Raw genomic sequence first — 15,822 nt, 5'->3', positions numbered from 1 at the left:
AACGCCCTCACAACCAGGCATCCAGCAGGCGGCGATACGCCGCCTGCGCCTGGGTTGCGCTGATGGGCTGCAAACGCACTTCTGTACCCGGCAGGCACTGTGCCAGCCGGGCGCAGGCCATAGGCGTGAGGGCGCCCAAACGCGGGTAGCCCCCAATGGTTTGGCGGTCGTTCATCAGGATGATCGGCTGACCATCGGGAGGAATCTGCACGGCACCTAAAGGAATCCCTTCCGAGACAATGCCGCCCAGGCGGCTGTTCAGCGCTTTGCCGGTGAGCCGAATGCCCATGCGGTCGGCGCGCTGGTCGACCGTCCAGGGCTGGTTGAAGGCATCGAACAGGCTGCGCCCGGCAAAGTGGGCGGCCTGGGAGCCCAGGACCATATCGAGTCGTACCGTTTGCGGCGTGCTGGAAATCGCAGCCGTTGGCAGCTCCGCGTGGGCGGGCAGCGTGCGCACCGACGCCGAAATGCCTTTCCAGGTCAGCGTATCGCCCGCTTTGAGCGGCTGGCCATCTTCATGCAGCCCGCCGATCTGCTCTCGGGCGGTGCATGCTCGGCTGCCCAGCACGGCGGGTGCATCCAGCCCGCCGGGAAAGGCGAGATATGCGCGCAGGCCTTGCTTTGGCTGACGAAAAACCAGCGTCTGGCCCGCCTGCATCAGGAAGCTGGCGTTGGGGGCAAGGGGCTGGCCGTCCAGTGTGGTGGCCAGGTCGGCCCCGGTCATAGCGAGGCGTACGTCCTGGTTGGCCACCAGGGTCAGGTTGCCGCCCATGACGATTTCCAGGGCGGCGCTATGCAGGGGGTTGCCCAGCAGCCAGTTGGCCCAGCGGAAGGCAATCCAGTCGGCGGCACCGCCCTGGGTAACGCCCAGGTGGCCAACGCCGAAGCGGCCTGCATCCTGAATCAGCGCCAGCGGCCCGGCTTGCTTGACGGTCAACATGGGCTGGCTCATGGGCGCTCCTCCAGCGGGGTGGTGTCGCCGCCGGCTGCTTCGAACTCGGCTTTAGAGATCGCCTTGAAGCGCACTTTATCGCCGGGGCGCAGCAGCGGTTCGCCGCGCTTGGCGCGCTCGAACAGCGGCACGGCGGTTCTACCCAGAATGTTCCAGCCGCCCGGGGAAAGCAGCGGGTAGATGGCCGTTTGTCGGTCGGCAATGCCGACGCTGCCCGCCGCGACGCGGCGGCGGGGCGTTTTCAATCGTGGCGTGGCAATGGCCTCATCTACCAGGCCCATGAAGCCGTAGCCAGGGGCAAAGCCCAGCGCAAACACGCAGTAATCGTGGCTGCAGTGGCGCTCGATCAAGTCATCGACGCTGAGCCCGGCGCGCGTTGCTACCGATGGCAATTCGGGGCCAACGCTCTCGTCGTACCACACGGGAATCTCGTGCAGCTGCCCCTGCTGGGTGTCGGCAGGGGTGAGATCGTGCAGCGCGCTGCGCACCAGCGTCGTGGCCTGGCTAAAGGTGAGCTTCTGGCAATCGTAGTGCACCAGCAGGGTGGTGTACGAGGGAATCAGGTCGATCAGCGCATCATCAAAGGCGCGGCGTAGCGCCTCGTCGGCGGCCATGATCCAGGCCATATTGCGTTCATCGATGGCGTCGAACAGGCGCACCGTCAAGGCGTCCATGGCGGCGGTTTCCAGGCGGAGTTTCACGCGGACTCCAGCGCCGTAAAGGCCTCGCGAATGGCGCGCACGGCAGCCACGGATTCGGGGTTGTCGCCATGCACGCAGAGCGTGTCGCAGGGCAACTGCAAGGCGCTGCCATCTCGGGCGGTGAGGGCCTCCCCTTTGGCCAAGGCAACCGCCTGGGCGACGATGGTGGTCTGGTCGTGGTGCACGGCCCCCGCCAGGCGACGAGAGGCCAGATGGCCGTTGGCCTCATACGCGCGGTCAGCGAAGGACTCGAACCACAGCGTGACGCCCATTTTTTCCGCTAGCTGACGGTGCGGCGCTGGGTCGGCAGTGGCCATCACCATCAGCGGCAGGCGGGCATCGAAGGCTTTCACGGCGCGCATGGCGCCTTCCAGCAGCGCCAGGTTGGCGGCCATGTCGTTGTACATGGCCCCGTGGGGTTTGACGTAGCTCAGCGCGGTGCCTTCTGCCTGGCAAATACCCGCCAGCGCGCCAATCTGGTAGAGCATCATGTCTTCCACTTCATCCGCTGTGCAGGCCATGGAGCGGCGGCCAAAGCCCATGAGATCCGGATAGCCCGGGTGCGCACCGATCTTCACGCCGTGCTGGACCGCCAGCGCCACCGTCTTGCGCATCACATGGGGGTCGGAGGCGTGGTAGCCGCAGGCAATGTTGGCGCAGTCGACGTAGGGCATGACCTCCGCATCCAGGCCAATCGACCAGTTGCCGAAACTTTCGCCCATGTCGCAGTTGAGAAGGGGGAGCATTGTGCTCATAGTTGACTCTCCTGAAAAGCGCTGATTATTGCGAAGTTGCGGGCAACTTTATCAACTGATACTTCTGGTAGGCGCTCATAATGGTTTCATACTGCACTTGGTGGGCCATGACAAAATCATCGCCGTAGATCGTTTCGTCTGGGTATTCAGTAATCAATTGGAGTGGAGTGAGCTGGGTATCGTCACGAGTGAGTAGATAAGGAATATCGTTTCTTATGGTAAATTCCAAGCGGCCAGCGTGAGCTTCGAAAGCTTTGATCTGACGTCGATTGTAGGCCACCAGCCCCGGCACGTTCGCTAGATGTTCCGTGACATGTTCGAGCAGTGCTTCAGCCTGTGCCTTCCAGTGTTGGTGATAGCGGAGGACGAGAAAAAACCCCTTGGGTATCGACCACAGCTCGAAGTTGCGAGGTACGTAACCGGTCAGCGGGCGGGTCCACTCATGGGCGGGGTAACCATGCAGGTTGATGTGTAACTGCGCTCCGCTTGCCGCCTTGGCGCGCTCGCGAATGGCCAGCTCGAATTCTCCCCCCAGTGGCTGGGCCTGAAGGTCGTTGCCGAAAGCCGTGTAGCGCGCAGCATGGTGCATGTGATTTGGCTGTTCGGCAACCAGGCGCTGCTGTAGATGGTAGCCATCTGGGTTTTCGAGCGGTGAAAGCACGAAATGCGAACCTGCCTGCCTCGATAGATCTTGCCCTGCGCGCAAGGCGCCTACGATACCAGAAGGTTCGTTGGCGTGCTGCGCGGCGCTGATAATCACTGCCCGCTCTTGCCCTATGTGATAGCGAGCAGATAATTTACGCCCACTCCGGCTTTTGGCATGAAGTGCCTCTCCCTCAATGGTGTCGAGTTCGGCGTGTATCTTGGCAGCACTCAATGGGTGCTCGGCGCTGTCGAGCATAGTGATTTCTTCAGCAGCAGCATCGTCAGTGTTTAGTGGACGAAGTGTGATCGTAAGCGACGGCGGTGCCTCGGTGCGGGTCTTGATTTCCGGCACAATCTGACCTGGCTGGATTGAGCGGTCGCCCAGTGGCAGGCCAGAAAGTTTTTGGTAGACCTCCAATAGCGAGAAATAGAGCTCCTCGTGCAGTCCCTCGGCCAGGCTCATATGCTCGAGTCCGAAGGCCAGCGGCGTATCCTGGCATGGTAGAGTAACGCTGATATTGAGCTCTTCGAAAAATGGCTGCTCGGCGGGCCACTCGGCTTGGGTAATCGCGTCTATCGCCGTTTCAAAGAGCTGGACATAGTCACAGGTGTAGAGAGAGCTGCCGCTATAGCCGCTAGTGCTTTGCCAGTAGACCCAACCGCAGGGCGAGAGTTGCCAAGCCCCTACGTGGTCTAAATGATGACGGTTGGGTGCTTCCACACGCACCATCTCTTGGGTGCCGTTTGCATATGTCAGCGCCAGCTCGTAGTGGTATAGCATAGTTTGAGTTTGACAAGTGACCGCCTCCCAGCTCAGTGCGACGCTTTCGCCGAGGAGGCCTGCTAACGGGTAAGCCTCCAACAGGAAACGCTTAGGAGCCTCGATGGGTGCCGGGTAACGGATGTGCAACGCACGAAGAGGCAGTATGTCTAGCTCCTCTATCACATAATGCACCAAGGGTTTGTAAGCGCTGTAGAAGCGTGCCTCAATCCCTTGATCCTTGAGCATCTGCTCGGCGCGATGGCGGGCGGTACGATCGTCGAATACCCAAGCGGAGAGCTTGTCGCCCGGTGATAGAGTCTTTCGGTACTGAGATGCGATTGCTTCGACGCTGCGCTCGAAGGTAGTGTCCAGAAGTACAGTCATTGTGAGGTCCGCCCTGTGGGATCTAGAGTGTCGCGCAGCCAGTCACCCAAAAGGTTGAGTCCTAGCACGGTGAGCAGAATGGCAATGCCAGGAAAGACACTGACCCACCAAGCGGTCTGTAAATAGGTGCGGCCTTCGGCCAGCATGCCACCCCAACTCGGTATGACTGGATCCACGCCAAGACCCAGGAAGGTTAGACTGCTCTCTAATAGGATGTTGTTGGCTACGTTCAATGTCATTAGTACGATGACCGGGCCCAGTAGATTAGGCAGTAGGTGCTGGAACAGGATGCGCCAGTCGCGTACGCCTATGGCTTGGGCCGATAGAATGAACTCGCGATCCTTGAGCGACAGCACCGAACCTCTCACCAAACGAGCGTACTGTACCCACTGCGAAACGATCAGCAGAATGATCATGTTGGTCAGCCCGCCACCGATGACTGCAATAAAGGTAATAGCCAGCAGAATGAACGGCAGGGCGAGCTGCACATCGGCAAAGCGCATGACGATCATGTCGATGAATCCGCCGTAGTAGCCTGACAAAAGCCCCATGACGATACCCAGTGCTACCGCACCTAGTGCGGAATAGAAACCTACCTTGAGCGAGATTTCCCCACCGATGATGACTCGGGCCAGTACGTCGCGACCCAACGGGTCAGTACCTAGAGGAAAGCTGCCGTCAGTTAGAGGTGGAGTGAGGCGCATGGCGAGGTTGATGCCGCTGCCACCGTCTGGAAACAGCCAGCCTGAAAGCAGGACCGCTAAACCGATGCTTCCTACTAGCAGGGCGCCCGTAATAAACTCGAAGTTTTTGAAACGCTGAAGTCTCAGAGAATTTAACGACATAAGGCCACCTAACTCTTGCGCACGCGAGGGTCGACGAAGCCATAAGCGACATCGACCAGCAGGTTGATTGAGATGATCAGAAGTGACAGAACTGTGATTACACCCTGCAATACTGGATAGTCACGGGCGGCAACGGCGTCGAAGGCCAGTGTACCTAGCCCTGGCCAGTTGAATACTCTCTCGACAACGACGATACCGCCCAAGAGCCCTCCAAACTGCAAGCCGAAGTAGGTGATTAGCGGGATTGAGCAGTTACGCAGCGCATGCTTGTAGAGTACTACCGAATTGGAAAGCCCTTTGGCGCGTGCCACCATGATGTACTGGGAGCGCAGTGTTTCCAGCATGGTAGTTCTGACCAGACGTACGTTGGTGGCAGTCAGAATGATACCCATGGTGGCGGCAGGCATAATGAAGCTCTGCCATCCCTCCATGCCGCTGGGCGGCAGTAGATTGAAAGTGATTGATAACAGCAGCACCAGCATGATGGCCAGCCAGAAGTTAGGAAAGGAGAGGCCAACTAGTGAAATAACCCGGATGACTTGGTCGGGCCATTTGCCGCGGGAGACGGCGGCCTTAACACCTAGCGGAATCGATAGCGCGATAGAGACAAATAGCGAAGCAAACGCCAGCGCTAGGGTTGCTGGGAGTGCTCGACCGATTAGTTCGCTCACCTGCGTGCCGCCCATGAAGCTGCGGCCTAAGTCGCCGGTGAACAGACCTTTCAGAAACTCCATGTATTGCAACAAAAACGGCTGGTTGAGCCCGAGTGCTTCGCGAATGCGCGCCAGATCCGCCTCGGTGATACTACCCGCCCCTTGGGCAAGCATGATGGCGGGGTCGCCGGTCAGGCGAATCGCAAACGACACGATCAGCGTTACCGCCACAAGCACGAATAGCGCTTGCAGCAATCGGTAGAAAAGAAACTTGGCCACGTGGTTTACCCTCGAAACAGAAGGCCGCCGCCTTTAAGGCGGCGGCGGATTGGGCTTATTCGGCGACGTCGACGTCGGTAAGTCGAACCCGGTTGTCTGGGGCGGGTTCGAAGTTCTCAACTCGATTGCCTACCCCATAAAGCGCGTTCAAGCTATAAAGTGGCATTTCAAGCGCTCGCTCCTTGGTATAGCGAGCAACGAACTGCAATAAGGTTTCTCGCTCGGTGCGGTCAGTGATGCTGCGCTGTGAGTTGAGCATTTCGTCGAGCGTGGTATCGCTATCGTAGGGGTTCCAGCGCTCGCCGGAGTGGTACATCAGATACGCGGTGTTGTCGAAATCGAAAGTCCAGCCTCCCCATTTTTGCTGGAACATCTCACCTGTGCGCCCCGCTGGAATAATGTCGTTGAGCAACACGTTGGTTTCGTAGGGTTGAATAGAGGCGTTGAGGCCCACTCCCTGCAGATAGGCAGCAACCACCTGGGCCACTTCGGTAAAAGTAGCGTCGTTGCCGCGCACGTCGATTTGTAGGGTCGTGCCTGGCTCGATACCGGCCTCTGTGAGCAGTTCTTGGGCGCGCTGCGGATCAAAGGGGTAGGGCTCAAGTTCCGGGTCGAAGCCGAAGGATTGTTCGCCTTGGAAACTGGCAATCACACTGCCTTCTCCAGCCAAAATGGAGTCCACAATGGCGTGACGGTCGACTGCCATGATGATCGCCTGACGGACTCGCTCATCGGCGGTGATGCCTGACTGGGTATTGAAGCGTAGTGCCTCAACGGTGGGTGAGGCGACACTTACCACTTGTGTATTGGGGTGAGCGTTGATCGAGTCGATCATGCCGATAGGAATGGTTGGTGGCAAGACGATATCCACTCGACCGGATTGCAGTTCGGCAACGGCCGTGGAAGGTTCGGAAATGAAGCGGTAAGTGACGCTATCGAGCTTCGGTGCGCCACCCCAGTGATCGGCGAAGGCTTCTAGCCTCACATTGGAGCGTGGCGTGTAATCGACCATTTTGAAAGGGCCTGTGCCTACAGGGTGGATGTTGAAGTAATCGTCACCATGCTCTTCGATATAGCTTGGCGGCACGATCATTGCGCCGTATCCAGCCAATTTGGTCATCAAGACCGGGTCTGGGTTATAAAGGAAAAAATCAACGGTGTAGTCGTCGATAACTTCCACATGAGAAATCGCCGTGTAGTTGGAGCGTTGAGGACCACGGGCGCCTTCTTCCCCCAGTAGACGGTCAAAGGTGAATTTTACCGCGTCGGCATTGAAGGGCTCGCCGTTATGGAATATTACGCCTTCACGCAGCGAAAAGCGGATGCGTTTGCCCTCATCCAACTCTTCCCAGCTGGTAGCAAGGCCAGGTACCAATTCAAGATCTGGGCCACGATAGGTTAGGCCGTCGAAGATATTAGTGGCCACCGATGCCCAGTTGACCAGAAAGGTATCGATTGGGTCCCAGCTGCCTGGATCCTGAGGAGAGGCAATGGTCAGTGAACCTGCTTGACTCGCTCCAGAGGCGGCTAGAGCAGCAGCTAGGGTGCAAGCTTGAAATAGAGTTGTCTTTTTCATTGATCGTCTTCTCTATGGTTTCTTGTTCAGGTTGGAAACAAAGCGCTACAAGTGGGGCAAGGTGCTGTCGCGGGAAACGAAATGACCGGTGGCTATTTCATCAAGAGGATAAATGGTGGGTTCATCGCCCACTCTGCGGATTGGGCTCGGAATATCACCGTCTAACAGCATGTGCTCGCGCCGATGTTGCGGATCGGCCACGGGCACTGCGGAGAGGAGTTTCTTTGTATAGGAGTGTTGAGGCGCGTCGAAAACTCTTTGACGTGGCCCTATTTCGACAATTTGGCCAAGATGCAGTACCGCTACACGGTGACTCATCTTCTCCACTATCGCCATGTCGTGGCTAATAAACAGGTATGCCAAGCCTTCCTCGCGTTGAAGCTGCATCATCAAATGAATGATCTGCGCTTGGATGGAAACGTCTAGTGCAGACAGTGCCTCGTCGGCAATAATAAGTTTGGGCTTGGAGGCTAACGCTCGAGCGATACAGATGCGCTGACGCTGGCCGCCAGAAAATTCGTGTGGATAGCGGTTGGCGTGTTCTGGTTTCAAACCTACACGTTCAAGCAGCTCGCTGACTCGTTGCTTGATATGTTGCTGGTTAGCTATCAAGTGGTGAGTGTGGATGGGTTCTGCAATGGAAAAACCAGCGGTCTTTCGTGGGTCGAGAGATGCGAAGGGATCCTGGAAAATGTACTGCACTTCTTGGCGAAGCTTCATTTTTTCGCTGCGTGACATTTGTACGACCGGCCTGCCGGAGAAGGTGATATCGCCGCTGGTACTTTTCTGCAGTTGCTGGATAGTTCGTCCTATGGTGGACTTGCCCGAGCCTGATTCGCCCACTAGCGCCAGTGTCTCTCCAGGAAAGATGTCGAAGCTGACGTGCTCAACAGCGTGGACGCGATGGCTCACCCCGCCAAAAAAACCTTTGTTGATATCAAAGCGTGTGACCAGATTACGCACGCTGACCACCGGTATTTCTTGCGCACGCACGGTATCTTGGAGCGTAGATACACCTTGGGTAACGACCTTTTCGCCATCAAAGGTCATAAGCGGCTCAGCCCGAGGAAGGGCTTCACCCTGCATGCTGCCAAGTTTGGGCACTGCCGCTAGTAGTGCTTGGGTGTAGGGGGCCTGAGGCGAGGTGAACAATGTGGAGACATTCGCCTCTTCTACCTTCTTGCCGTTACGCATCACTACTACGTGGTCGGCTACTTCCGCCACAACGCCCATGTCATGGGTGATGAAAATTACGGCCATCCCGAGCTCTTTCTGGAGATCGCGAATGATGGTGAGAATCTGCGCCTGAATGGTAACGTCTAGCGCTGTGGTAGGCTCATCGGCCACGAGAACCTTGGGTTTGCAAGCTAACGCCATGGCGATCATTACTCGTTGGCGCATACCGCCTGAAAGCTGGTGTGGGTAGCGTTTCAAAAGCGATTCGGCATCTGCCAAGCGGACTAAGCGCAGTAGCTTTAAAGCTTCTTCGCGTGCTGTCGCTTTGCTGTAATCGCCGTGAAGCAGGAGCACTTCAGTGATCTGGTCGCCGATGGTATAAACCGGATTGAGTGATGTCATCGGTTCCTGGAAGATCATTGAGATCTCTTTTCCACGGATCTTGCGCATCTCCTTGTCAGCAAGCGTTGTTAAATCCAGCGGCGCTTTATCGCTCGTATTGCGATAAAAAATATGTCCCTTGGCGATGGTTGCGTTGAGATACTGTACTAGACCCATTATGGCGAGTGAGGCCATGGATTTGCCCGACCCGGACTCGCCGACGATCGCCAAGGTTTGACCAGCGTGAAGGTCAAACGTGAGATCCTGGACGACCCTGTGGGATCCGAACGTGACATCAAGGGATTGCACGGACAGCAGAGGTGGTATTGATAGCACAATTTTGCCTGTATTTTTTGTGTAATTCATATGGAAATTATATGTATGATGTTTGCATGTCAATTGGGTATTCGCCATTTCAATGTGGGCAGGCAGGTTGAGGTATCATGAGCTAGCCGTTAGCCAAGCCCCATGCCATAAATCGATTACAGGGCTCCTTAATTCCGTTGTGGACGAAAAAATTTTCAAAATCAAATGCTAAAGAGCATGCCTATGAGTGAAGAGAGACAGACTGTGCCCCTCAAGAGAAATCCCATCGTGTCGTCAGAACACCTGTCCCACAAAGCGCAAGAGCTTTCGGAGTTCGAGTTTGGACTAATTATCTCCAGCAATGCGTTCAACCGCTGGATGGTGCGCTGCATGACGGCTACGGGGTATCCTGAGCTTGGGGCGCTTGATGTTTTAGTGCTTCATAGTGTCAATCATCGGGCACGGGCAAAACGGCAGGGAGATATCTGCCTGGTTCTCAACGTTGAAGATACGCATACAGTGGCCTATGCATTGCGTAAGCTCTCAAAGTTAGGATTGGTAGTAGGTGAAAAACACGGTAAAGAAACGCTGTTTAGTACTACAGAGCAGGGGCATGATGCGTGTAATCGCTATGCCGAAATTCGGGAGTCGTGCCTCATTGAGTCACTTGACTCAATGGGTATTGAGCGCAGCGAAATCAGCCGTTTAGCCAGCATTTTGCGAGCTATGTCAGGTTTGTATGACCAAGCCGCTAGGGCAGCTGCTTCGCTGTAAAAGCTATTGCTGTCGTTATGTAATGCCACGATTATCCCCTCATTTTGAGAGAGCTTCAAAAGTAGCACTTAGGCCATCATGAGCAGCTTTTGTTGAGGTGTGGCTCCTTCGAGTCCCATGTTGGGTTGTTTGTGATTGCAGTGCCAGAGCCAGCGAGTAGCATAATCTGGCACTTCCTTGGTGCTGTCGAACAAATACTGTGCCTTTCACTGATTCTGCTGTTGGCAATCGCCTTGATGCATATCTTCCCTGAGATTGCGCTGTACCTGCCGCAGGCGATGAATCGTTAACGAGAGGGAAGATCACGCCCGTATACGGCAATACCGCCCCGACCAGCGCGTTTGATGGTATACATGCTCTGGTCGGCGGCGTCGATGATCTCTCGTTCGTTATCGAACTCGCCATCGTCGAGGCACGCGATGCCGATCGAGACAGAAATGTACAGAGACTCATGGCCCACCTGAACCATGGGGGACGCCTGCAAACGTTGCGCTATCCGTTCGGCAAAGTGTTCGGCTGTCCTGGCCGTTTCGTCGGGGAGGAGGACCAGGAACTCTTCACCGCCATAGCGGCCCGCCAGGTCACCCGCCCGAGTCAAGGCCGACAGCGTACTGCCGAACTGGGCAAGCACCTGATCTCCTGCCTGGTGACCGTAGCGGTCATTCAGCACCTTGAAGTGATCCAGATCGATGAATACGACCGAGAGCGTGCGTTGTTGGGCACGGCATAGCGCGAAGCGCTCACGCAGTTGTTCTTCCAGCCAGGCGCGGTTGGCAAGTTGAGTCAGCGGATCGATGCGGCTGCGCTGTTCGAGCTGAGTGTAATCGTTGAGTAGCGCTTCACTGCTTTTTTGCTGTGCTTCCAAACGGGTACTGAGCATCAGCGTGTGCTCGAACAAGCGCTGCTGAGCTTGCTCGATCAACGAGAAACTATCCACGGCTAGGGCCAGCGGAATGCCTAGCGATTGAGACAGCGGTGGTAACGTTTGTTGTAGGTAGGTGAGCAGTGTATCAAGGGCCAACGGCTCAGGTAGCTTCATCAGGTTTGACTGGCGCATCAGCAGCGCCAACGCCTGAGAGGGGTCGGGGGATAGCCAGGCATCGGCGACCAGACCCGACAAACGGATGCACAGATCCGCCAGGTTGTCGGTATCCAGCGGACCATGGCTTTCATACACGCTACGCGCCAGTGTCTCGTGTACGCCCCACTTCAACAGTAGCCATGCACCCACCAGCGCGTGATCACAGCCAAACAGGCGCTGCTCGGCTTGCGTGACCTGCTGGTGCGACACGCCTTCATTGCCATAAAGGTGTTCCGCATCGACCGGGAAGGCTTTCTGCAGGGCAAGCATGCCAATATCCTGCAACAGCGCGGCCGTGAACACGCACCCGGCCTGTTCAGGGCAGTGCTGTTGGGCGAAGTAGCTGGCCGTAACGGCCGCCGTAAAGGCGCGCTGCCAATAAAGGCGCTGGCTAGGCGTACCGTTGTGCTGTTCAAATAGCTTGAAGCTGAGCACCGTTGCCAGAGTGGCATCGGTGCCCAGCCGTTGTGTCGCTTCGAAACAGGTCAAGGGCGGTTGGCTGGCGCGCAGGTAGTGCACGCTGTTGGCCACGCTCAGCACTCTGGCCGTCACGGTAACTGTCAAGGTATCTGTCGCCCTGTTTGATTTTTATGCAGCTATTTTCTCTACCTCCCTAACTACTCGGCGCTCTGGGTTTAGCGATACTAATGTCACAGGATGCCAGTTGCGGGTGTCCCCACTCCAGCGCTCAGGATGCACAGCTCTGGCTGCAAGGTTGAGGGCATGTCTCTTGGCCAATATGACTTTGTCTTCTCCTGTGTGGCGCTGCATCGGCGTCACGAAGCGGATAGCACTGTGGCGGTGCTCATAGTTGTACCACTGGACGAAGCCGTGCACCCAACGCTGGGCAGCTGATAGGTCAGCGAAGCCACTGACAGGGTAGTTCGGCACATACTTGCAGGTGCGGAACAGAGCCTCGGAGAAGGCGTTATCGTTGCTCACACGCGGTCGACTGAACGAAGGCTGGATCTGCAGATCTCTCAGCTTCTCAAGCAAGGTAATGCCTTTGAAGGGGCTGCCGTTATCTGCGTGCAGCACCAGAGGCTGGCCTACCATGTTTTCGGCCAGCACGGCTCGCTCAATGACACGGCGTGAGTTAGCTGCAGACTCCCAGAAAGGCTTCCCAGCCCACGACTTTACGGCTGAAGATGTCGAGGATCATCACCAGATAGTAGTAGGTACCCTTGGCTGGCCAGAAGCCGTGTGCAGTCCCGTGACCACACCGTTGGGGGCGGTTGCTGTATGTGTAGTCGGCGCTGGCTGTGATTTGCGGGCTTTGGCGCGTCCCCGGTGTGCCAGCTTACCATGTTTACGCAGCACTCGATAAAAGCTCGATACGGAGGCAATGTAACGCTGCTCTTCATCCATCAGCCGAATAACAATTTGATCCGGCGGTAAAGCAGCAAACTCGTCACGGTGGCATTGCCTCAAGATCTCGGCCTCTTCTTCTGGGGTCAGCGCATTAGCGGGGGCTGGGCGTTCGGCTAAAGGGCGTTTGTCGCCTGTTAGCTTTCCCGCCTGCATCCAGCGTTGGTGAGTCCGGATAGAAATCCCGACAACTTCACAGGCAGCCGCCAAGGTGGCGCCCTCGTTGCAGGCAACAGCAATCAGCTCTACGGCATGTTGGCGATCCTCGATGCTGATCATGACTCCTCGTCCCCCCAGATCGCCCGTGCTTTTTTTGACAGCGTCAGCAGTGCAGCTGTCTCCGCGAGTGCTGTGTTCTTGCGCTGTAGCTCTCGTTCCAGCTCTTTGATCCGCTTGCGCTGCTGCTTGGCTTCATCCGCTTCTCGACGGCGGTCCTCATGGGACAAGCTGGCGGCTTGTTCGCAGTCATGACGCCAGCGTTGCAGCTGCTCGGGATACAGTCCCCGTTGACGACAATAGGCAGCAACGTCTTCGGTGTTCATCGCTGCGGTCTCAACCACCGCTGCAAACTTGTCTCGGGACGACCAGCCGGTCGTACCCTGGTCACTTGCATCGGGCAGGCAGCGTCCCTCCGCACGGGCTTCTTTACGCCACTTGTAAACAGTTGCTGGCGAGATCCCCTCCTGCCGAGCGACCTCTTCTACGCTTTGGTTATAAGGCGGTAACAGCTTGGCCACAGCGGCCTGACGTCGCTCATCGGAATAGCGAGGCATACAGATCTCCAAACGCCCCTGAATATTTAAGAGAGTGTAACAAGGGACACGACATCAATCCTGACAGAGGGGGGTCAGGGCAGGGTCATGTTCGATGGTCGTGGCATAGTCCGTCAGGGTCGCCTCAGCCGTGCTGGCAACTTCCAGGACACGCATGGCAACGGCAGGCAGTGACGGAAGCCCCTGACACTTCTGCAGTGTGCTCCCCAGGGTAGGGGGGAGCTGACTGGCAAGCTCATGGTAGAACGCGTCGCTGATGGCGGCTGAGCCCGTCATGTGATCTCCTCGTACGCCGAACAGCGGAGTGGGCGACTTATCGTATAGGGAAAGCTATTGTTTACCATAGTGTACGCCGCACCGATATGACGGTGGTACAGTCTCTATCCCTAAGACCCTGGTTTATGCTGCAAATGTCACTGTGTTTTTTTACCTGAATTCAGGTTAAAAAGAGTCAAAGCCGAGCTGCTTAAAAATGACACAAGCGAGTGCCGTGATGCACACCAGACAAGAAGCAGCAGAGATGTTTCGCCAACTGGCAGAGGGGCTTGGGCATAGCCACCGGCCCTCCTTGCTCAAGGGTTCTGGTTTGGCAGGCCATTACCCGCTGCGGAGTTTGCGGCGACCTGGCTAAGCCGCTAGAACATGCGGCACGTCATCTTGCTGTCATCATCCATGGCATACCCTACGCGCGCCATACCGCGACGAGAGGAGTTTGCCATGCGCCTGGCCCTGTTCGACCTTGATGACACCCTCCTGGATGGAGACTGCAGCGACCGCTGGAATTTATGGATGATAGAGCAAGGCTGGGTCAGCGATGCCGAAGGGTTCCTGGCCCGCGCAGAAGCGATGCAGCAGGCTTATCATGCGGGCAAGTTGAAGCTGGAAGAGTACCTGGCGATGACCCTGGCGCCGTTGCGTGGCCGTCGGGTCGACGACGTTCAAAAAGAAGTCGAGCGTTTCGTGGCCACCCACCTGCAGCCACGCATCTTCGAGCAGGCATGGCGCTGTCTCGATGTGCACCGACAGGCGGGCGATACGCTGGTCTTGATCTCGGCGTCGGCCTGCCATCTGGTCGCGCCCATAGCAGCCATGCTGGGGATCGACCACGTGCTGGCGGTGGAGCTGGAGCAGGACCGCTTGCCAGGCGGCGCCATGTACACCGGGCGCAGCGTGGGGGTGCTTTCCTACCGTGGCGGCAAGGTCACGCGGCTACAGCAGTGGCTGGCGGAGCAGGGCGTCGAGGCGTGCCATACCACGTTCTATTCCGATTCCCGCAACGACTTGCCGCTACTGCAATATGTCGATTGTGCGATTGCCGTCAACCCGGACCCGGTGTTGGCGGAGGTGGCTGGCGTCGAAGGCTGGCGACGCTTAGACTGGCGAGCCGATACCGAGCAGAGCATTTAGCTTTGTGAACCGTCAACCCACCACGCATTTGCCAGCCCATGACGCACGACCTGCCTGATTACCGTTTCATCGAACACCCCGCTGATCCTGCCCTGGTGGCTTCCGTATGAGTTCCACCGCGCTCGCGCTGGTGCTGGTCTCTGTGTGCATGCACGCAGGGTGGAACGTGCTGGGCAAGCGCAACGCGCCCTCGCTTGGGTCGTTTGCGCTGGCTTATGGCGCTGGGGGGGTGGCGCTGTTGCCGCTGCTGGTGCTGGGCCCCTCCTTGACGGCGCTGCCGGGTGCCTTCTGGGGCTGGCTGGTGCTGTCCGGGTTTTGCCAGATGCTCTATATGGGAGGGCTCGCCTGGGCCTACGCCCGGGGAGAGGTGAGCGTCCTCTATCCCATTGCCCGTGCCTTGCCGGTGGTGATGGTGCCACTGGTATCGATTGCCTGGCTGGGCAATCGTGGCCTTGGCCTCTGGGATGGCGTCGGCATGCTGCTGATCATGCTAGGGGCGCTGGGCTTGCCGCTCAGCCGACCCGAGGCTCGCCGTCTTGCTTCGTATCTTTCCCCCGCCATGGGCTTTGCGCTGCTGGCGGCGGTGGGCACCGTGGGGTACTCGCTGATCGACAAGCAAGCCCTGGGCGTCATGCAAGGCGCTGGCCATAGCAGCCTGACGGCAGGGGCGGTCTTCATGGTTCTGCAGGCATTGATGACGCTGCTGTGGGCGCTCCCGCTGTTGGCCGTGTTGCCGGCAGAGCGCCGCCGATTGCCTGCGCTGCGACAGCAGGGGCTGACGATGCTGGTGGCCACGGGCTTGATGATGACCTGCACCTATGGGCTGGTGCTCATGGCCATGGCACTGACCGACGAGGTCAGCTACGTGGTGGCGCTGCGCCAGCTCTCGATTCCGGTTGGCGTGCTGATGGGGGTGCTGTGGCTCAAGGAGCCTGCCTCCAGCGCCAAGACGCTGAGCACGCTGGTGATGCTGCTGGGCCTGTTGATCGTGGCGCTGTAATGC

The 15,822-nt window shown here is 57.6% G+C and carries 13 protein-coding genes and 1 pseudogene; 3 read left to right on the top strand and 11 right to left on the bottom strand.

What is annotated here, in order from left to right; translation table 11 throughout:
- Positions 1-7 precede the first annotated feature (7 nt).
- From KVY02_RS16585 to KVY02_RS16550, 8 genes are read right to left on the bottom strand one after another with little or no spacing between them, the layout of a single operon-like run.
- The gene (locus KVY02_RS16585) at positions 8-952 is read right to left on the bottom strand and encodes a 5-oxoprolinase subunit C family protein (protein ID WP_218313960.1); all 945 of its coding nucleotides are present in this window, start codon (positions 950-952) and stop codon (positions 8-10) included.
- On the bottom strand, positions 949-1,653 hold the full coding sequence (gene pxpB, locus KVY02_RS16580) for a 5-oxoprolinase subunit PxpB (RefSeq protein WP_016915291.1): 705 nt from the start codon (positions 1,651-1,653) through the stop codon (positions 949-951). The genes KVY02_RS16585 and pxpB overlap by 4 nt, the downstream gene beginning before the upstream one ends.
- Entirely contained in the window at positions 1,650-2,408 is a 759-nt protein-coding gene (locus tag KVY02_RS16575; RefSeq protein WP_198517603.1) for a 5-oxoprolinase subunit PxpA, read from the bottom strand. The genes pxpB and KVY02_RS16575 overlap by 4 nt, the downstream gene beginning before the upstream one ends.
- 25 nt (positions 2,409-2,433) lie before the next feature.
- Positions 2,434-4,200 carry a hypothetical protein gene (locus KVY02_RS16570; protein ID WP_016915289.1) on the bottom strand — a complete coding sequence of 589 codons (1,767 nt, stop codon included), beginning with the start codon at positions 4,198-4,200 and terminating at the stop codon, positions 2,434-2,436.
- Positions 4,197-5,045, bottom strand: a complete 849-nt coding sequence (locus KVY02_RS16565) for an ABC transporter permease (RefSeq protein WP_016915288.1) — start codon at positions 5,043-5,045, stop codon at positions 4,197-4,199. The genes KVY02_RS16570 and KVY02_RS16565 overlap by 4 nt, the downstream gene beginning before the upstream one ends.
- Positions 5,046-5,053: 8 nt before the next feature.
- The gene (locus KVY02_RS16560) at positions 5,054-5,977 is read right to left on the bottom strand and encodes an ABC transporter permease (protein ID WP_016915287.1); all 924 of its coding nucleotides are present in this window, start codon (positions 5,975-5,977) and stop codon (positions 5,054-5,056) included.
- 55 nt (positions 5,978-6,032) lie between these two features.
- Complete coding sequence (locus KVY02_RS16555) at positions 6,033-7,553, bottom strand: ABC transporter substrate-binding protein (protein WP_016915286.1); 1,521 nt, start codon at positions 7,551-7,553, stop codon at positions 6,033-6,035.
- A gap of 45 nt (positions 7,554-7,598) precedes the next feature.
- The gene (locus tag KVY02_RS16550) at positions 7,599-9,476 is read right to left on the bottom strand and encodes an ABC transporter ATP-binding protein (RefSeq protein ID WP_050980307.1); all 1,878 of its coding nucleotides are present in this window, start codon (positions 9,474-9,476) and stop codon (positions 7,599-7,601) included.
- 183 nt (positions 9,477-9,659) lie between these two features.
- Here KVY02_RS16550 and KVY02_RS16545 point away from each other — a divergent pair, with 183 nt between their 5' ends.
- Entirely contained in the window at positions 9,660-10,190 is a 531-nt protein-coding gene (locus tag KVY02_RS16545) for a winged helix DNA-binding protein (protein WP_016915284.1), read from the top strand.
- Positions 10,191-10,476: 286 nt separating this feature from the next.
- Here the strand turns inward: KVY02_RS16545 and KVY02_RS16540 are convergent, their stop codons facing one another.
- From KVY02_RS16540 to KVY02_RS16530, 3 genes and pseudogenes are all read right to left on the bottom strand, one after another.
- Complete coding sequence (locus KVY02_RS16540; protein WP_256357529.1) at positions 10,477-11,835, bottom strand: GGDEF domain-containing protein; 1,359 nt, start codon at positions 11,833-11,835, stop codon at positions 10,477-10,479.
- A 24-nt stretch (positions 11,836-11,859) separates the two neighbouring features.
- Positions 11,860-13,412: pseudogene (locus KVY02_RS16535) on the bottom strand (IS3 family transposase).
- Positions 13,413-13,466: 54 nt separating this feature from the next.
- Positions 13,467-13,688 (bottom strand): HDOD domain-containing protein, encoded by a 222-nt coding sequence (locus KVY02_RS16530; RefSeq protein WP_218313959.1) that lies wholly within the window; start codon positions 13,686-13,688, stop codon positions 13,467-13,469.
- Between the two features lie 441 nt (positions 13,689-14,129).
- On the opposite strand from KVY02_RS16530, the gene KVY02_RS16525 reads away from it, so the two are divergent.
- Entirely contained in the window at positions 14,130-14,819 is a 690-nt protein-coding gene (locus KVY02_RS16525) for an HAD family hydrolase (RefSeq protein WP_218313958.1), read from the top strand.
- A 106-nt stretch (positions 14,820-14,925) separates the two neighbouring features.
- Positions 14,926-15,819 carry an EamA family transporter gene (locus KVY02_RS16520; protein ID WP_218313957.1) on the top strand — a complete coding sequence of 298 codons (894 nt, stop codon included), beginning with the start codon at positions 14,926-14,928 and terminating at the stop codon, positions 15,817-15,819.
- Positions 15,820-15,822: the final 3 nt, after the last annotated feature.

The organism is Halomonas sp. 18071143 (assembly GCF_019211725.1).
GTDB classification, from domain to species: Bacteria; Pseudomonadota; Gammaproteobacteria; order Pseudomonadales; family Halomonadaceae; genus Vreelandella; species Vreelandella stevensii.
Note: the sequence above shows the minus strand (reverse complement) of the source record. Positions and strands in the feature narration are given on the sequence as shown.